Here is a 17096-nt window from a genome sequence, read left to right as displayed (position 1 = left end):
CCTCCATGGTGCTTGGTCTGATGGCGGAGCGGCGGTGTCGCCGCTCCGAAAGCCAATGCCTGCGCCTGCCGGGCTCCTCTTCCCGGCAGGCGCAGGCGAAAAGCCTATTTCGAAAGATCGATCAGGATTTTCAGATGCGTGCCGGCGGGGTCGAGCAGGGCATCGAAGCCCTCGGTCACTGCCGTATCGAGCGTGATGCGTTTGGTGACGATCTTCGTCGCCGGCAGCAGGCCGGAGGCAATGAGCCGGATGACGCGCGGCCAATAATGGGTTGGATAGGCCCAGGAGCCCTTGATCTCCAGATCACGGAACGTCACCTGGAACCAGTCGATCGGGTTTTCATGCGGATGCAGCCCGGTTTGCACGACGACGCCCTGCTTGCGCACGGCGTCAACGCAGGCCTTGAGCGCATGTTCATTACCCACGCATTCGATCGCCACGTCGCAGCCGACCTTGCCTTCGGTTGCCGAGCGGACGACATCACCGACATTATCGCGCTTGGGGTTGATGGTGATGACATCAGGGATGACGTTGCGGGCAAGCTCGAGGCGGGTATCATTCAGATCGGAGACAAAAAGCTGGGTAGCGCCGGCGGCGCGGGCCGCCAGAAGCGTCAACATGCCGATCGGGCCGGCACCCGTGACCAGAACGCTGTTACCGGCGGTGACGCCGCCGCGATCACAGGCATAAACGGCAACGGCCGCGGGTTCCACCAGCGCCGCCTCTTCGTCGGTCATCTCGTCCGGAATTTTCTGGACGTTATAGTCGTTGACAAGTGCTGCTTCCGCCATGCCGCCGCCATCCCAGCTGAGGCCGACCAGTGCCAGCTGCGTGCTGAGATGGAAAAGGCCACGATCAGCGAAATAATCGCCGGATCGCGGCATGATGAGCGGCTGGATGGAGACGCGGTCGCCGACGTTGACGGAGGTCACACCGTCGCCGATCGCCTCAACCACGCCGCCGAATTCGTGGCCCAGAATCTGTGGGCCACGGGCGCCGGTAAAAGGATGCGGTTCGGTGGGAATGAAGATCGGGCCGTAGCTATATTCATGCAGATCGGTACCGCAGATGCCGACGAAACGGTTGCGGACGAGGACCTGTCCCGGGCCAGGCCGTTTCGGCTCGGCAATGTCTTCGATCCGCAAATCCCTGGCTGCATGAAATCTGAGCGCGCGCATGTTTTCTCCTCGATGGCACTTGATGCCAGAGAAGGTGCAATGCCCATGCCAGGACGGCTTTCTCCACCGAAGGCCTGAAATCGCTGAGTTTTGGGGAAGGCCTGTTTTGCGACCTGCCACAGCTGTGGCGCTACAGCTGTGGCATATGCCTCATCTTCAGTGAGGTTTTCCGATGCCGAGGCGCCGCATGCGGCGATGGAGAGTCGTGCGGTCAACACCGAGCCGGCGGGCGGCTTCGGAAATATTGCCGTTACAGGCGGCCAGCAATGCGCGAAGATCGGTGCCGCGGCTGTCGATCATAGGGATGGAGGATGCGGCGGTGAGCTGTTCCGGAAGGTCCTCCACTGTAATCAGCCCGTCGTCGCAAAGGGCGGCTGCAAAGGCGATCGCATTGTCCAGCTCGCGGATATTGCCCGGCCAGCGGTGGTGCAGGATCGTCAGCCGGGCAGCGTTGGAGAGCGTCAGCGGCCGGCCGGGCATGCCGTGTTTTTCGAGTATCCTGTCGAGAAGCCACGGAAAATCGTCGCGCTCGCTGAGTGACGGCAGCGTCAGGACCGCCGCGTTCAGCCGATAGTAGAGATCTTCGCGGAATGCACCTGTTCGCACCATGTCGTTCAGGGGACGATGAGATGCCGAAATCACCCTGAAATCCACCTTCTGCGGGGTGGAGCCACCGACAGGCAGAACCTCGCCTTCCGCCAGAACGCGCAAAAGCCGGCTCTGCGCCGCAAACGGCATGTCACCGATTTCGTCAAGGAAAAGCGTTCCGCCCTGCGCCTCTTCCACCAGCCCTTTGCGCCCCTTTGCGAGAGCGCCAGTGAAGGCGCCCGGCAGATAACCGAACAGCTCGCTTTCGATCAGCTGTTCGGGAATGGCGGCGCAATTGACGGCGACGAAGCGGCCGGAAACGCCGCTGGCATCGTGAATGATGCGTGCGAGGTGTTCCTTGCCGGTGCCGGTCTGGCCCTGCAGCAGGATCGGCAGTCTTGCGGGCGCGAGTTTTTCCACCTTCCGCCTGAGAATTCGAACCGCCGGGCCGTCACCGCCGATCCTCTCCATCACCGGCTGCGGTCTTGAGTGGGCAAGCGGAACGCTCGACCTGCGCTGCTGCGGTTCGATCGCGTGCGCATAAAGCACGGTCCCGTCCCTGACGACGATGCGCCTGTCCTGCGGCAGGCTGGAGCGGGTGAGGGAGGCAAGCTCATCGAAACCGGCTTCGAAAAACTCTTCCACCCGCTGTCCGAGAAGACGCTCGGGCATGCGCCAGTCGAGCCCCCGCGATGCGGCGAGAAGGCGGGCTGCGGCGTGCGTCATGCCCGTGATGCGGCCGGAACCGTCGACCGACAGGGCCGCTTCCGGGTCGACATCCAGAAATTCGGGCGCACCCGCAAAGCGCAGAACGAGGTCATGCCGGCTGCTGGCCATCAGATTGGCAAGCTCGATCCTCCGCACGGTGGAAGAGACCAAATGGCGGGCCATGTTCTGGCTCGTTTTCAGGATCGGTGAGCTGAGCAGCGAAATATCGAGTACCGCCGTCAGCGCGCCCTGCGTATCGTAGATCGGCGCTGCGGTGCAGGAGAGCGGCGTGTGCGTCACATCGAAATGATCGGTCTGGTGGATGGTGAGCGGCTCGCCGGTTGCAATGCAGGCACCGACGGCACAGGTGCCGGCGCGGGGTTCCGACCATTCCGAGCCCAGATAAAGCCCGGCCTTGCGCAGATTATTGTTGAAGGAGGGATCGCCCAGGAACTCGACCGTCACGCCCTGCCGATCGGAAAGAAGGAGGACGTAATTCTGCTCGGCCACCTGTCGGTAAAGCCGTTCCAGGCCGGAGCGGGCGATGTGCACGAGGTCTTCCGCGTGCTGGCGATGTTCGCGAAGACGTGTCTCGGAAACGATCACAGCTTCGCGCGCCTTGGTTGGATCAAGCTGGTAGGTGTCGAGGCAACGCCGCCAGGATTCCAGCACCACCGCATCCCGGCCGGTATTCCTGCCCTGACCGACGGTCTCGATTTCCTTGATATGATCGGAAAAACCCATAAACCACCGGCTCTCGACAGCCGCCTCCCGTGATTTTTCCGGCGATCATAACCAGTTTTATGAAACCTGGCTAATCTTCCGGCGATTTTTTGGCAGATGGGATCGACTGAACGTCCACCGCCGTCAACCAACACTCAGGCTGCGCGTCTGCAAACGTCGCAACCGGACTTCCATCTGTCTTTTCGCCTGAATGTCACCCCGCCGGATGGCCACTGCCACGCCTTCCACCCAGGCCGTTGCGGCACCGTCATGGTCTCCCAACCGCGCTCGGCATTCGCCGAGCTCCGCCCACACCGCCGAATAGTCGGGATTCTGCCGGATTGCTTCCCGCAGATGGTGTGCGGCGTCCTCGAATTGCCGCGCTTCCATCAGCGCCCTCGCGATGGAAAAGCGCAGGACTGCGCTATCCCTTCCGCTTTCCAGGACCTTTATGAGCTTTTCAATCATCGTTATTCCGTTGCAATGGTGATGCCTGTTGCAAGTCGGTACGACCTCAAGCGCGGTTGAGGTCAAGCGAAGATTTCGGCACTTTCGTGCAGGCGTTTCACTTTGCCATACGGCGCAATGCAACCGGGTCCCATATGTCGTCCAGCGGCCCCTTAAGGGCTGTTCGTGGCGGGATGAGTTGCGGTTCGATGATGGTGACTTCGGGCTCTGCCCGGTTTTCTTCCAAGAGATCGAACCCTCTTTCCAGCATCTGCGCAATATCGGGTTTGATCATGTAGACGGGGAAAGGAAGAAAAGACGCGAAAGGATCATAGTCGAAGCAACCGACGACGATATCACCGAATGCTTCGCCGTCATGGCGCCCCATGAAACGCAGCAACCCCTCGAAATTGATCGATGAATTGACGAAGAAACAGCGGGGAAGGCGGCCTCGGCGGGCAAAGAACCGTTCGAAAGCCAGTTCCGTCATATGCGGCGAATAGCCGGTGATTTCGATATCGTCACCGCCCTCAACGCCGAAATAATCGGCTTTCGCGGCATGAAAACCATCAATACGCTCGCGGCTGGCGTGGTCGTCATGGCCACCGAACAGGATGACATCGTCAGGACCGAGCGGGCCGCCTTTTGCCGCATGGGTAAGGATCGCCGCTGTCAAAATTTCCGCACCGTGCCGGTTGTCGGAGATGACGGAGGACGCAAACTTGCCGGGCAGGTCGATGTTCACATGCGGAAGGGCCGCGCGCGCGCAGACCTGGTGAACGCCATCGGGATCGGTCACGCCGGCGATGAACAGGGCATCGATCGAATAGGCAATCAGCGTCTCGACGGTGCGTCGTTCTTCCTCGGGGTCGCGTCGCCCGGAAACCACCATGGGCGACAGGCCACGTTTGCGGGCTTGCCCCTCGAAGGTTTGCGCCATCGATGAAAAGAACCGGTTGTCATAAACCGGCACCAGAAGCCCGACGAGGCCGGATTTCGAACTTCTGAGGCCGCGCGCCTGCAGGTTGGTGGTGTAGCGCTGAGCCTTGGCGAGCGAGAGTATCTTGTCTGCGGTTTCTTCCGAGATGCGCCGCTTGCGCCATGATCCGTTCAACACCGCACTGACCGTCGAGGCGGAAGCGCCTGATAATATCGACAAGTCATAAATGGTGGCTTTTTTTGAACTTATGCCCGTCACTGTGATCTCCCCAACTGATTCCGATTATTAGAGCACGCATCCCCTTGACGGAAGGGCGCTTCATGTTATGGTTATTGCACCATCGATTGTGCAACTTGGCAATATCGATTGTGCATGATGGTTGCTGTGGGAGTGGCAAGGGAGAGTCTCGAATAAGCGAGATGAGAGATTTTGAACGCGTCCGGGAAAAACGGGCTGCGGGCGGATTTCGTTTGCCGAATTTTTGAGGAGGAACATCAATGAAGAAAATTATTGCTGCGGCGGTTGGTCTGTCGCTGGCGTTGCTCTCATCCGCAGCCTTTGCCGAAGGGCCGAAGGTGGGCGTCGTCGTCAAGATCGGCGGCATTCCGTGGTTCAACGCCATGGAGGCCGGCATCAAGGAGCAGAGCAAGAAGCTCGGCGTCGACGGCTTCATGGTCGGCCCCACCAGTGCCGACCCGGCCCTGCAGGTGCGCGCGATCGAAGACCTGATCGCCCAGAAGGTCGATTTCATCGGTGTCGTGCCGAATGATGCGAAGGTGCTGGAACCCGTGCTGAAAAAAGCCCAGGCCGCCGGCATCAAGGTCATCACCCATGAATCCCCGGAACAGCTCGGCGCCGATTGGGATTTCGAGCTGGCGTCTGCCAAGGGCTTCGGTGAAGCACATGGCAAGCTGTTGGCGGAAAAGATGGGCGGCAAGGGTTCTTATGCCGTTTTCGTCGGTTCGCTCACCGTTCCGCTTCACAATGCCTGGGCCGATGCCGCCATCGCCTATATCAAGGCCAACTACCCTGATATGAAACTGGTCGGCGACCGCTACGGGGTTGCGGAAGACCTCGACAAGAGCCGTTCGACCGCGCTTGACCTGATGTCGGCCAATGCCGACCTCAAGGGTTTCCTTGCCTTCGGTTCGCAGGGGCCGATCGGCGCCGGACGTGCCGTCGAAGAGCGGCGCAAGGATGGCAAGGTCTTCGTCATCGGCCCGTTTTCGCCGGGGCAGGGTGCCAAGCTGATCAAATCTGGCGCGCTGACAGGTGGCTTCATGTGGAACCCGAAGCAGGCCGGAGAGGTCTTCATCACGCTCGCCGACCGTATCGCCAAGGGCGAGACGCCCAAGGCCGGCGACACTATCGAAGGCCTCGGCACCATCAATCCCGAGGGTAACACCATCGTCGTCGATCAGCTTTTGAAGATCGACAAGGAAAGCATCGACAAGCTCGTTTCCATGGGCCTCTGATCCTCCCCAAGGCCGAAGGCGTCGCGCGGGACACATCGCCCGCGCGACGTCCAACCGAAATATGCCGAGCGCCACGTCTGCGATGCTTTCGCGGCGAAAGGAGAGATACGCTATCATGAGCGCAGAACCGCTCCTGTCCCTCAAGAATGTCAAGGTCACCTTTGGCGGCGTGCGCGCCTTGAAGGGCGTTTCCTTCGAGGTCAATCCGGGGGAAGTGCATTGCCTTGCCGGCGAAAACGGCTGCGGCAAAAGCACCCTGATCAAGGTTATTACCGGGGTCTACACGCCGCAAAGCGATGCCGAGCTCTATTTCGATGGCAAGTCCATCACCGCGATGACCCCGACGCTGGCGCAATCGCTTGGCATCCAGGTGATCTGGCAGGATCTGGCGCTGTTCGATGAAATGACGGTGGCCGAAAATATCGGTTTCCAATATGCGGTGAACGGCAGATTTGGGCTGGTCGACAAGCGCGCAATCGAGAAAGCCGCCGAAAAAGCTCTGGCGCGGCTCGGTGTCTCGTTCGATCTCGACAGGCCGCTCAAGGAATTGCCGATTGCCCAGCGCCAGATCGTGGCCATTGCCCGCGCGCTGGTCGGCGAAGCCCGTCTCGTTTTCATGGATGAACCCACCGCATCGCTGACTCAGTCGGAGACGGATTATCTGATCGACATCGTCCGCAACCTCTCAGCGTCAGGTGTCGCTGTCGTGTTCGTTTCGCATCGTCTGGCGGAAGTGCTTGAGATATCGGATCGCATCACCGTTTTGCGGGATGGATCGCTCGTTGGTGTCTTCCCGGTCGAAGGCATGACCCAGTCGCGCGTGACCGAGTTGATGACCGGCCGCAACTTCGATAGCGCCGTCATTGCCGCCGATCACGACGACAAGCCCGTCGTTCTTTCCGTGCGCGGCCTGAGCCGGGCGGGGGAGTTCGAGGATGTTTCCTTCGATCTGCGGCGCGGAGAAACGCTCGGGATCACCGGCCTGCTCGGGGCCGGGCGCACGGAGCTGGCTTTGACGCTGTTCGGCATGCACCGGCCGCAATCGGGCGAAATCCTCATCGATGGAAAGACGGTGGATTTCCATTCCAACCGGGACGCGATCCGGGCGGGTGTTGCCTATCTCTCCGAAGACCGGCTCTCGCTGGGCCTGAACCAGCCGCAATCCATTGCCGACAATCTCGTCATGGCCTCGCTCGACAAGTTGCTGAGCGGCGGTCTCATCTCGCCATCGAAAAAGGCGGATGTCGTTTCCCGCTGGATTTCAGCGCTCGGGGTGAAGATCGGCCTGCCGGAAGATCCGATCCGCACGCTCTCAGGCGGCAACCAGCAGCGTGTCGCGATTGCCAAATGGCTGGCGATCGGGCCGAAAATCCTCATCCTCGATGCGCCGACCGTGGGTGTCGATGTCGGTGCCCGCGCCGGCATCTTCGAAATCGTCCGCAAGCTCGCGGCAGAAGGCCTGTCGATCATCGTCATCTCCGACGAAGCGCCGGAGGTCTATTTCAACACAGACAGGGTCATCCACATGGTCGAAGGCCGCTTCCACGCCACCTATGATCCGCGACGCCTGTCGCTGACCGAACTGGAGGCCGCCATCTATGCGTAGGCTCATCCTCGGACATACGACCGAATTCACCCTGCTTGTCGTCATGGTGCTGCTCTGCACGGGGCTTTCTTTCGCCACCGACCGTTTCCTCACGATATCCAACGCCTTCGATGTGCTGAATGTCTCGGCGGTCAACATCATCTTCGCGGTCGGCCTGCTCGTCGTTCTGATCTCCGGCGGCATCGACATCTCGTTCGCTGTCGCGGCCTCCGTCGTGCAATATGTGACGGTGCTGGTGCTCAATGCGCTCGGCGGCGGCAACTGGGCGGAGGGTTTCATCATCGCCGGCGCCGTTGGCCTCAGCCTCGGCTTCGTCAACGCCTTCCTCGTCTGGCGGCTCAATATCATTTCCATCGTCGCAACCATCTCCACCTTCAACATCTTCTTCGGGCTGTTGATGTTCTTCACCAAGGGCGTGTCGATCTACGATCTGCCGGAATGGCTCTCGACGCGTGTGGTGTTTTACGAGCGCGAAATGCCCGATGGTTCCTGGGTCGAGCTGACGCTGCCGGTCGTCGTCATGATCCTCTGCTGCGTCGCCACCTGGTTCATGATTTCGCGCACCACCGTCGGGCGCAAGCTTTATGCCTTCGGTGACAACCCCGAGGGCGCACGCCGCTTCGGCATCAATATCGGCGCCATGCATTATATTTCCTTCGGCTGGCTTGGCCTGATGGCGGGCATTGCCGGGCTCATGCAGGCGCATTATGCGCAGGAGGTGGTGCCGAACGCGCTTTATGGCCGCGAGCTGGATGTGCTTGCTGCCACCGTGCTTGGCGGTGCGCGGCTTGGCGGCGGCAAGGGCTCTGTCATCGGCTGCGTGCTTGGCGTGCTGATGGTGTCGATTACCCAGAACGGCCTTAACCTGATGGGTGTTTCTCCCTTTGCCTTCAAGATGATCGTCGGCGCCATCATTCTCGTCGCCATCACGCTGTCTTCCACCCGGTTCGACAAGCTTCTGCCGAGTGCGCTTCGCACATCCGCGCAAAAGGGGAGCGCCCAGCGATGAACAGCGTCATCAAGAAATTCAACGCGATTTTCGGGGCCGACATGGCAGGCCCGGTGATTGCCCTCATCGCCGTCATGCTCATCTTCGGAACCGTTGCGGACAACTTCCTGTCACCAGCGACATTCGGTTCGGTCGCTTTCCAGCTGCCGGAGCTTGGCCTGCTGACACTGGCGATGCTGCTGCCGCTGCTGACGGGCGGGATCAACCTGTCCGTCACCTTCGCCGCCAATCTGTCGGGCCTCGCCGCAGCCTGGGTGCTGCAGGCCCATGGCGGGGTGGATGCGCCGCCGAGCGCTTTCCTGCTCGCATGCCTTGCCGCACTTGTCACCGGCGGAGCCGCCGGGGCGATGACGGGAGCGGCGATCGCCTACACCCGCGCGCACCCCATTCTGGTGACGCTGTCGATGATGATCTTCCTGCGCGGGCTGGGCGAGTTTCTCACCCGCGGCGGCGATGTCTCCGGTTTCCCAGCCTATATGGCGCCGCTCGGTCATGGTACGCTTCTCGGCCTGCCGATCCCGCTTCTGATTTTCATCGTCTGCGTCGGCGTCTGGCATGTGCTGTTGACGCGCACCAAGCTCGGCTTCGGGCTGTTGATGATCGGCTCGAACATTGAGGCTGCACGTTATTCCGGTCTCAACACCCGCAAGATCCAGGTGCTCGTTTATACGCTTTCGGGTCTGATGTGCGCAGTCGCCGGCATCATCATGCTGGCCCGTTTCAACTCCGTCCGCGTCGGCCATGGGGAATCCTACCTGCTGATCACGGTGCTGGCGGCCTTTCTCGGCGGCATCAATCCGTTCGGCGGTTTCGGCCGGGTGCTACCCGTCTTCGTCGCGCTCATCGTGCTGCAGCTCCTGTCGTCGGGTCTCAATCTTCTCGGCGCCAACCAGCATCTGGCTACCGCGCTGTGGGGCGTGCTGATGATCGTCGTCATGGCGGCACGCGGCCTGTTTTCCAGTTACTTCGCATCTCTCAGAAAGAAGGTATGACGTGAAGGGCCTCGGTGTTCACGCGATGATGTGGTCTCTGAAATGGGACCATGAAAATGCCGCCCGCGCCATTGCCGGTGCAGCTAGCTATGGTCAGGATTTCATCGAAATCCCGCTTGTCGATATCGCGTCCGTCGATGCGAAACACACGCGCAGCCTGCTGGAGCGGCATGATCTCGGCGCTGTCTGTTCGCTCGTGCTGCCGGAACCGGCCTGGGCTTCTGTCCGTCCGCAAGCCGCTGTCGAGCATCTCAAGGCCGCCCTCGACAAGGCTGCTGCCATCGGGGCGAAGGCGCTGACGGGTGTCACCTATGGCGGAACCAATGAGCGCACCGGTTTTCCGCCGACGCAGGGTGAATATGACAATCTGACAAGGGCGCTCTCCGAAGCCGCCGGCCACGCAAAAACGTTCGGCCTGCAATTCGGCATCGAGACCGTCAACCGTTACGAAAACCATCTGCTCAACTCCGCCGAACAGGCGGTGGCGCTGGTGGAGCGCATCGGTGCCGACAATATCTTCATCCATCTCGATACCTTCCATATGAACATGGAAGAAAAGGGCATTGCCAATGGCATCATCGCTGCCCGCAACCATCTGAAATATATGCATATGTCGGAAAGCGACCGCGGCACGCCGGGTTTCGGCAACGTCGCCTGGGACGAGGTGTTTTCGGCGCTCGCGGCCATAAGGTTCAACGGCGTCCTTGCGCTCGAGGGCTTTGCCGCGATGCCGGTGGAGATGGCGGGCGCGATTTCGACGTGGCGGCCCGTCGCGGCCAGCACTGAGGAGTCCCTGGAGAAGGGGCTGGCCTTTCTACGCGACAAGGCAAATCAGTACCGGATTTTCGAGTAGCCGGTCGTGACACCACTTTTCGAGGCGAGGAGCACCTTGAGTAAAATTGACGATAATGCCGGTGAAATTGCAGGCCTCGCGCTGAAGTGTTTTGCGGGCTCGAATGGCCGGCGCGTGATGATTGCCATTGCCGGCGCCCCCGGATCGGGAAAATCAACTCTTGCCGAATGTGTGGTTGATGCCCTGAACGCAGGCAAAGGCGTGTCCGCTGCGCTGTTTCCGATGGATGGCTTTCACTATGACGATGCCGTGCTTGAGGCGATGAACCGGCGTGCCTTCAAGGGTGCCATCGATACCTTTGACGCCCACGGACTGCGCCATATGCTGGAGCGTCTGAAAGCCAATCAGGACGATGTCGTTGCCGTGCCGGTCTTTGATCGCGCCATCGAGATCGCCCGCGCCGGCGGGCGGCTGGTCCCGCAATCCGTCGATATCATCGTCTGCGAGGGCAATTATCTCCTCGCCAGAGAGACGCCATGGGATCGTCTGAAACCGATTTTTGATCTCACTGTCTTCGTCGACGTCGACGAGGACGATCTGCGTGCGCGGCTGCGGGACCGCTGGCGGAGCTTCGGTCTCGGCGAGGAGGAGATCATCAGGAAGGTGGAGGAGAACGATCTTCCCAATGGCCGCTTCATTACCTCCACAAGCGCGGAGCCTGATCTTCGCATCAGAAACCCGGGGAAAAGCACCGCGTCCTGAGCCCGCCTGAACCACTGCGCCTCCCTATTCAAAGTCAAGCGAAACAGAAAACGAAAGAGACCCCCATGAAACACGGCATCTATTATTCTTACTGGGAACATGAGTGGAGCGCCAAGTTCGGTCCCTATATCGAGAAGGTCGCCAAGCTCGGTTTCGACATCATCGAAGTCGCCGCACACCACATCAACGAATATAGCGACGCCGAACTCGCGACCATCAGGCAGAGCGCGAAGGATAACGGCATCATCCTCACTGCCGGCATCGGTCCATCGAAAACGAAGAACCTGTCGTCGGAAGATGCTGCGGTGCGTGCGGCCGGCAAGGCGTTTTTTGAACGGACCCTTTCCAATGTCGCCAAGCTCGACATCCACACTATCGGCGGTGCTCTGCATTCCTATTGGCCAATTGATTATTCGCAGCCCGTCGACAAGGCAGGCGATTATGCGCGCGGCGTCGAGGGTATCAACGGCATTGCCGATTTCGCCAATGATCTCGGTATCAATCTGTGCATCGAAGTCCTCAACCGCTTTGAAAACCATGTCCTCAATACGGCGGCCGAAGGCGTCGCTTTCGTGAAGGATGTCGGCAAGAACAATGTGAAGGTCATGCTGGATACCTTCCACATGAACATCGAGGAAGACAGTTTCGGCGACGCCATCCGCACGGCCGGCCCGCTTCTGGGGCATTTCCATACCGGTGAAAGCAATCGCCGCGTACCGGGCAAGGGCAGGATGCCGTGGCACGAAATCGGCCTTGCGCTGCGTGATATCAACTACACCGGCGCAGTCGTCATGGAGCCTTTCGTCAAGACAGGCGGCACCATCGGGTCGGATATCAAGGTGTGGCGCGACCTGAGCGGCGGCGCAGACATCGCGAAAATGGATGAAGATGCCCGTAATGCGCTGGCATTCTCCCGCTTCGTCCTCGGTGGCTGATTTGCGATAATATCCTCACCGGGCGGCCGCCATCTGCCGTCGCCCGGTTCGGCACTGCCATCATCTGCGAGTTGAACTGGTCATCGCTTGCGGCTAAAGCTCCAGTGTCTCTTCAGGATCAAGACGATCCGCCCAAGGCCGCTGGTTTCATGATCCCTGTCGCACTGCCATCCGTCGAAGCGCTGCTTCTCCTTGCCTTCCTTCTCGTCACGACCTTCGTCTGGGTCGTCTGGACACTGGGGCTTGTCCTTCGATATGCGGCGGGACGCTGGAAGCGGCCGATGATCCTGCCCTATGGGGTGGTGACCGCTGTCGCAGTTTTCACCCTGTGGCAGATCGGCGATTTTTATCTCCAGATGCAGGCCTATGACAAAGAGAGGGCGGTGCGCTACAGCCCGGAACTCTCGGAGCCGACGCGCCTTGGCCAGATCGATATGCCCAAGGGCACGAAACTCGAATTGTCGGTTGCAGATACATCGGAATCCTTCAATCGCGCCGTGTTTCCGCATCCCGTGCCCGTCGCTGGTATCGATGCCGTGGAGATCGCCCGTTATATCTCGATCAAAACCAACGAGAATTACGAGACGATCGGCTTTACCCCTGACAATATGCGGATAACCGGCAGGGGCGTGACCAGCCAGAGCGGCTGGCGTTGTGACGCGACACAGCCTGTGCAATTCGACCTGAAGCCCGATGGCGGCACATCCGCCTTCAGCACATGCATTCTCGCCGATGGCAATGTCGTTGACGGCATTGCCTTGCCGAAAGGCACGTTCCTGCGGTCCTCCACCGGCAATGTCTATACCGACGGTTTCGTCGATTCAGACAGATGGGTTATTGATACGCCGGAAGGCCAGAGCGTCCGGATCGATAATTTCGATCTTTCGGAGGCAACGCTTGCCCTTGATGGCGAGCGAAAACTCCACGAGGTTAGAAGAGGCGTCCTGTCAAAAGACGCAACGCTTGGAGCGTATCACCATGCCGCCGGTAGCAATATTCGTTATAATCCCCGCCATCTTCGCAATGACTATCCCGGGGCGTGGCTGATAGCTCCGCCTCTGCCTGCATCCGATGCGCCACCGGTTCCGGCACAGGATATCGTGCAGGGCAGAGACGGAAAGCTTCTGGCCGTTCTTACGAACTGAGCCGAGCTGCGGTGAGGTGAGGTGAGGTGAGGTGAGGTGAGGTGAGGTGCCCGCGTTATGGCTGTCCGGCAATTGCCCTACCAGCCGTAACTGAAGGTCAGGCCACTGCCATTGTCGCCATCCTGCACCACATTGGTGTCCGTGTTGCGCCCATACTGGAAAATGCCATAGGCATTGTTGTTGCCATTCTGCTGCAGCGTCGCGGAATGGCCGTTGCCGCGTTGCCGGATGAAGCCGAGATTGCCGCCGCCATTCTGGGCGATGCCCGCCGCATTGCCGCGACCGAGCTGCTTTATGTCGGCATCCTTGAAATTGCGGTAAAGCGAATAGGCGCGCAGCCCGGTCGAAAGCAGGTCGCCATCGGCATTATTGCCGGGTGCGAGATCGAAGGAGATGCGGCCGCCGGCATGGGCAGGTGCTGCAAATCCGAGCGGCGTCAGGCCGCCGACAAGCAGGGTGACGGTGAGAAGTTTCAATATGTTGCGGGCCATTCTTTTCTCCATCTGTCAGCGCCTTGCCGATGATCCATAATCGCATTCCGCAACTGAACCCGACCGGAATTACCCATTCACATCGCGTTCAGTCACTCGGGGCACGCAAAAGAAAAGGGCGCCTGAACCGGCGCCCTCTCAGATGGTAATTTACAGCGTGTGGCGACTTAATCGCCGCTAATCTGCTTCGTGCAACTGAAGCTCTTCCCGTCGATCACGAGATCGAGCACCGCCTTGTAGCGGGCTCCCTTCGCATCGAGCGTCACCGAGCTCAGCAGTTGTGACCGTCCGGCAGCGGCGTTGAAGTCGCCACCCTGGTTGATGACGGAGCTGCCGCTGCCGCCTGATTTTTCGACGTGAAAGGCGTAAGTCCCGCCGGCACCGGTATCACCCTTGGTGACGGCCTCCAGTCTCACCATACCCGCTTGCGGTGTTGCCTTGATCTCGCAGAGCCGCCCATCTGCCGGTTCCTTTGCTGTCGATATGGCGGCAACGGCGCCGACAGGAAGCAGGGCCAGAGCAAGGATTGCCGCCAGGCGGCGCGGGTGTCTGACATTATGGGGCATGGCACGTCTCCCTGATGATCTGGTGGTCGATTTCGATCATTTCACGCCGTGACAATGTCGTTACGGGCAGGCCTGCACGAAGGCCGCGACATTGTCGTTGCCGCCCTGACTGACATTGGCGCTGCAACCGCGGCCGACCTGCACACCGGCGGCGATATTGCCATTGCCGTCCTGCGTCAGGATGGTGGTGTGATTGGAGCCGAACTGGCCGATGCCGGCCACGTTGCGGTTGCCGTTCTGAGTGGTGGAACCGTAATTGTCATGCCCTTCCTGACCGACGGCCGAAAGGTTGTGACGACCATACTGGTGGCCGACGATCCGGTTGTAACCGCCGTTCTGGTAGGTGCGGATACGGTTGCCATACCCTTCCTGCGCGCCGCCGGCAGAGTTGGACCAGCCATATTGTTCGATGCGCACATCATTGGCCATGGCGGGTGCGCTAGCCGAGAGGCCAACGAGAGCAACGAGTGCACTTGCGATGAAAGACTTCCGGATCATGACTGTCTCCTCAGGCGGATGGGACCGCGGTTGAACGTCTTTGTTCTAGACGATCCCATCGGAACGGAAGCTGAAGAGACTATTCAGTCAGAGTTCATGCGCCGGCAGCGGCAGGTTGCTCTTATCCGGCGCGCCGGTCTCAGACCAGGGCCAGAATACGGGCCGGCCCACCCGTTCCGCCACTATGCTTCGGTGCACCGACGATTATGGTCGCGCCCTTGATCGGCAGCGCCTCGAGGTTGTTCAGGCCTTCGATCCCATAACGCCCCGCCGGAAGCCACGAATTGTGAACGGCAAAATCTGCCGAATCGCCCGGGTCCAGCGACAGCGTGTCGACGCCGATGGCCACCGTGTCACGCTCGAGCAGCAGGTCGGTCGCGGATTTGCCGAAACCGGGGAAGGCGAATTTTCCGGCGTCGTCATTGCGGAATGAGGGGCTCTTCACCTTCGTTGCCCAGCCGGAGCGCAAAGCCACGATCGCACCTGCCGGTATGTCGCCATTCGCGGATATCCAGCGCTTGATGTCTTCGGCCTCGACGGTGGAGTTGGCATCCTCTTTCGCGCGGTCGGTGATGTCGATGATGACCAGCGGTGCGACGAGTTTCTGCGGTTCCAGCTGGTCGACGCTCGCGCCGTTGGCACTGAAGTGGAACGGTGCATCGATATGCGTGCCGGTATGTTCGTAGATCGTCAGCTTGTGGAGCTGATAGCCGTCTTTGGCAATCTCGGCTGCCCACTCAAATTCTATGCCCGGTTTGCCATCGAATGTGGGAAATGTGGAATCGTAGCTATGGGTGAGATCGATGACCTGTCTGGGTGATTGCGCCAGTACCGGGGCCGCCAGGCTGCCCGCCGCCATTGCCGTTACCCCGGCCACGGCGCCCTTGAACAGCAGGCGTCGTGACAGCATGTTTCGTTTCACGTTCTCGATCACGCAGATATTGCACATGCCTCAGTCCCTCCATTGAGAATTCCCTGCGCAAGCGTAGCGCAAAGGTGGAGTGACGCAAGGCGGCAGCGTTGCTGATTTTTGACCCGTGTTTACATCGCGGTTTCGGCAAGGCGGCGCCCATAGGCGGCAATGGACTTGCCCACCGCCAGGCGGGCTCTCTGATATCGTGCAAGGGCCGCGGGTAGATCGTCCGTTTGCCGCAGGGCATCGCGTAGTGCCATTGCGTCGCCTGCGGCCTTGGAAACGCCCATTGCGGTGTGAGGACGGACAACAAAGGCAGCATCTCCAACCAGTGCGACGCGCTGCGAAACCATCTGTTCAGCCTCATAGTCGAAGATTCCCTGGATGGATGGGGTTTCCTCCGCTTCCACCGCGAGCGCCAATTGCGGCGGCAGAAACGAAAAGGCGTCTTCGCGCAGTTGCGCGCGGCGGCTCCCGGACAGTTCGCCGCGGGGCAAGGAATGTTCGAAATGCCTGCCGTCGCGGCCGGTGAAGGTTCGGGCAAGCTCTTCCGCCGTTGTCGGACGATACCAGACCCAGTTATAGCGGCGTTGTCCCGGCTGTGTCTCGCCTCGGGGCCCGGGCACCAGATAACCCAGAAAGTGAATTCCCGGCGCGATGTAGAAAGCGAAGCGGTCCAGCAGCAGGGCCGCATCGGTAGGCAGGTTTGTTTCAGGGACCAGCCCGCGCCAGGCGACATAACCCGCATAGGTGTTTTCCGAGCGGCGGTTGACGGCGTTGCGGATTGCCGAACCCAGACCATCCGCGCCGATCACCAGATCAGCGCGCTCCTCCGTGCCATCGGCCAAGGACAACGAAACTCCCTCCGGGGCTTCCCGAACCGCTTCGACATGGTGTCCGAGACGATAGGTGTCCGCCAGGAGACGGGAGGATACGCGCTCAAAGAGGTAGTCCCAGGAAACCTGCATCTGCGGCGTGTTTTGGCGCTGGGCGACGCGGCCACCGGCATCGAGATAGATGCGTTCCTTGGCGACCACACCAACATGGGCGACGTCTTCGCAGCCGATCTGACCGAGAACCTCGAACAGGTCCTGCTGCGGCACCAGTCCCGCGCCGCGCCCGGCGAGCCCGGACGATGAGCGTTCGTAAACTCTCACATCATGCCCGTCCTCCTGAAGCAGTATCGCCGTGAAGAGACCGGCAAGCGAGCCGCCGGCGATGCGGATTGTCAATGGTTTCATGGCCCGTTCCTGCCTTTCGATATGGGTATTGCCGCGAGGAGCATTGTTGGGGTGAGGAAAGACCGGCGGATTGGACGTGCCGAAAC

General features: G+C 60.3%; 17 protein-coding genes. 8 read left to right on the top strand and 9 right to left on the bottom strand.

Translation table 11 applies throughout. From position 1 onward, the window contains the following. Positions 1-104: 104 nt before the first annotated feature. From O8B93_RS06960 to O8B93_RS06945, 4 genes are all read right to left on the bottom strand, one after another. Entirely contained in the window at positions 105-1178 is a 1074-nt protein-coding gene (locus O8B93_RS06960; protein WP_269709112.1) for a 2,3-butanediol dehydrogenase, read from the bottom strand. 156 nt (positions 1179-1334) lie between these two features. Further along, positions 1335-3218 carry a sigma-54-dependent Fis family transcriptional regulator gene (locus O8B93_RS06955; RefSeq protein ID WP_269709111.1) on the bottom strand — a complete coding sequence of 628 codons (1884 nt, stop codon included), beginning with the start codon at positions 3216-3218 and terminating at the stop codon, positions 1335-1337. 123 nt (positions 3219-3341) lie between these two features. Next, positions 3342-3665, bottom strand: a complete 324-nt coding sequence (locus tag O8B93_RS06950; RefSeq protein ID WP_269709110.1) for a tetratricopeptide repeat protein — start codon at positions 3663-3665, stop codon at positions 3342-3344. 97 nt (positions 3666-3762) lie between these two features. After that, positions 3763-4842, bottom strand: a complete 1080-nt coding sequence (locus O8B93_RS06945) for a LacI family DNA-binding transcriptional regulator (RefSeq protein WP_269709109.1) — start codon at positions 4840-4842, stop codon at positions 3763-3765. Positions 4843-5081: 239 nt separating this feature from the next. Between O8B93_RS06945 and O8B93_RS06940 the strand changes: the two genes are divergently transcribed. The 8 genes from O8B93_RS06940 to O8B93_RS06905 all read left to right on the top strand — a co-directional run bounded on the left by O8B93_RS06940 (position 5082) and on the right by O8B93_RS06905 (position 13301). Continuing rightward, positions 5082-6059 carry a substrate-binding domain-containing protein gene (locus O8B93_RS06940; protein WP_269709108.1) on the top strand — a complete coding sequence of 326 codons (978 nt, stop codon included), beginning with the start codon at positions 5082-5084 and terminating at the stop codon, positions 6057-6059. A gap of 115 nt (positions 6060-6174) precedes the next feature. Further along, positions 6175-7665, top strand: coding sequence for a sugar ABC transporter ATP-binding protein (locus O8B93_RS06935; RefSeq protein ID WP_269709107.1), 1491 nt, complete (start codon positions 6175-6177; stop codon positions 7663-7665). Then, positions 7658-8674: an ABC transporter permease gene (locus O8B93_RS06930; RefSeq protein ID WP_269709106.1), complete on the top strand. Its 1017-nt coding sequence runs from the start codon at positions 7658-7660 to the stop codon at positions 8672-8674. Before O8B93_RS06935 ends, O8B93_RS06930 begins: the two co-directional genes overlap by 8 nt. Next, the gene (locus tag O8B93_RS06925) at positions 8671-9666 is read left to right on the top strand and encodes an ABC transporter permease (RefSeq protein ID WP_269709105.1); all 996 of its coding nucleotides are present in this window, start codon (positions 8671-8673) and stop codon (positions 9664-9666) included. The genes O8B93_RS06930 and O8B93_RS06925 overlap by 4 nt, the downstream gene beginning before the upstream one ends. 1 nt (position 9667) lies before the next feature. Next, positions 9668-10519 (top strand): sugar phosphate isomerase/epimerase family protein, encoded by an 852-nt coding sequence (locus tag O8B93_RS06920; RefSeq protein WP_269709104.1) that lies wholly within the window; start codon positions 9668-9670, stop codon positions 10517-10519. Positions 10520-10555: 36 nt separating this feature from the next. Then, entirely contained in the window at positions 10556-11221 is a 666-nt protein-coding gene (locus tag O8B93_RS06915) for a nucleoside triphosphate hydrolase (RefSeq protein WP_269709103.1), read from the top strand. A gap of 65 nt (positions 11222-11286) precedes the next feature. After that, positions 11287-12156 (top strand): D-psicose 3-epimerase, encoded by an 870-nt coding sequence (locus tag O8B93_RS06910; protein WP_269709101.1) that lies wholly within the window; start codon positions 11287-11289, stop codon positions 12154-12156. A 149-nt stretch (positions 12157-12305) separates the two neighbouring features. After that, positions 12306-13301 carry a hypothetical protein gene (locus O8B93_RS06905; RefSeq protein ID WP_269709100.1) on the top strand — a complete coding sequence of 332 codons (996 nt, stop codon included), beginning with the start codon at positions 12306-12308 and terminating at the stop codon, positions 13299-13301. 77 nt (positions 13302-13378) lie between these two features. Here the strand turns inward: O8B93_RS06905 and O8B93_RS06900 are convergent, their stop codons facing one another. From O8B93_RS06900 to O8B93_RS06880, 5 genes are all read right to left on the bottom strand, one after another. Next, positions 13379-13792 carry a curlin gene (locus O8B93_RS06900; RefSeq protein WP_269709099.1) on the bottom strand — a complete coding sequence of 138 codons (414 nt, stop codon included), beginning with the start codon at positions 13790-13792 and terminating at the stop codon, positions 13379-13381. A gap of 167 nt (positions 13793-13959) precedes the next feature. Then, positions 13960-14358: a curli-like amyloid fiber formation chaperone CsgH gene (gene csgH / locus O8B93_RS06895; RefSeq protein WP_269709097.1), complete on the bottom strand. Its 399-nt coding sequence runs from the start codon at positions 14356-14358 to the stop codon at positions 13960-13962. Between the two features lie 60 nt (positions 14359-14418). After that, on the bottom strand, positions 14419-14856 hold the full coding sequence (locus tag O8B93_RS06890) for a curlin (protein WP_174012290.1): 438 nt from the start codon (positions 14854-14856) through the stop codon (positions 14419-14421). Between the two features lie 139 nt (positions 14857-14995). Then, the gene (locus O8B93_RS06885; RefSeq protein ID WP_269709096.1) at positions 14996-15805 is read right to left on the bottom strand and encodes a cyclase family protein; all 810 of its coding nucleotides are present in this window, start codon (positions 15803-15805) and stop codon (positions 14996-14998) included. A 92-nt stretch (positions 15806-15897) separates the two neighbouring features. Further along, positions 15898-17010 (bottom strand): FAD binding domain-containing protein, encoded by a 1113-nt coding sequence (locus O8B93_RS06880; protein ID WP_269709095.1) that lies wholly within the window; start codon positions 17008-17010, stop codon positions 15898-15900. Positions 17011-17096 lie beyond the last annotated feature (86 nt).

Source organism: Martinezella rhizogenes, from assembly GCF_027460065.1.
In the GTDB taxonomy this organism is placed as follows: domain Bacteria; phylum Pseudomonadota; class Alphaproteobacteria; order Rhizobiales; family Rhizobiaceae; genus Agrobacterium; species Agrobacterium rhizogenes_C.
Note: the sequence above shows the minus strand (reverse complement) of the source record. Positions and strands in the feature narration are given on the sequence as shown.

What these genes read in the sequence shown, in the direction of transcription:
- O8B93_RS06905 (WP_269709100.1), top strand. Translation starts at nt 12,306, where the DNA reads ATGATCCCTGTCGCACTGCCATCCGTCGAAGCGCTGCTTCTCCTTGCC.
- O8B93_RS06910 (WP_269709101.1), top strand. Translation starts at nt 11,287, where the DNA reads ATGAAACACGGCATCTATTATTCTTACTGGGAACATGAGTGGAGCGCC.
- O8B93_RS06950 (WP_269709110.1), bottom strand. Translation starts at nt 3,665, where the DNA reads ATGATTGAAAAGCTCATAAAGGTCCTGGAAAGCGGAAGGGATAGCGCA.
- O8B93_RS06955 (WP_269709111.1), bottom strand. Translation starts at nt 3,218, where the DNA reads ATGGGTTTTTCCGATCATATCAAGGAAATCGAGACCGTCGGTCAGGGC.
- O8B93_RS06930 (WP_269709106.1), top strand. Translation starts at nt 7,658, where the DNA reads ATGCGTAGGCTCATCCTCGGACATACGACCGAATTCACCCTGCTTGTC.
- O8B93_RS06900 (WP_269709099.1), bottom strand. Translation starts at nt 13,792, where the DNA reads ATGGCCCGCAACATATTGAAACTTCTCACCGTCACCCTGCTTGTCGGC.
- O8B93_RS06885 (WP_269709096.1), bottom strand. Translation starts at nt 15,805, where the DNA reads ATGTGCAATATCTGCGTGATCGAGAACGTGAAACGAAACATGCTGTCA.
- csgH (WP_269709097.1), bottom strand. Translation starts at nt 14,358, where the DNA reads ATGCCCCATAATGTCAGACACCCGCGCCGCCTGGCGGCAATCCTTGCT.
- O8B93_RS06890 (WP_174012290.1), bottom strand. Translation starts at nt 14,856, where the DNA reads ATGATCCGGAAGTCTTTCATCGCAAGTGCACTCGTTGCTCTCGTTGGC.
- O8B93_RS06880 (WP_269709095.1), bottom strand. Translation starts at nt 17,010, where the DNA reads ATGAAACCATTGACAATCCGCATCGCCGGCGGCTCGCTTGCCGGTCTC.
- O8B93_RS06940 (WP_269709108.1), top strand. Translation starts at nt 5,082, where the DNA reads ATGAAGAAAATTATTGCTGCGGCGGTTGGTCTGTCGCTGGCGTTGCTC.
- O8B93_RS06935 (WP_269709107.1), top strand. Translation starts at nt 6,175, where the DNA reads ATGAGCGCAGAACCGCTCCTGTCCCTCAAGAATGTCAAGGTCACCTTT.
- O8B93_RS06960 (WP_269709112.1), bottom strand. Translation starts at nt 1,178, where the DNA reads ATGCGCGCGCTCAGATTTCATGCAGCCAGGGATTTGCGGATCGAAGAC.
- O8B93_RS06925 (WP_269709105.1), top strand. Translation starts at nt 8,671, where the DNA reads ATGAACAGCGTCATCAAGAAATTCAACGCGATTTTCGGGGCCGACATG.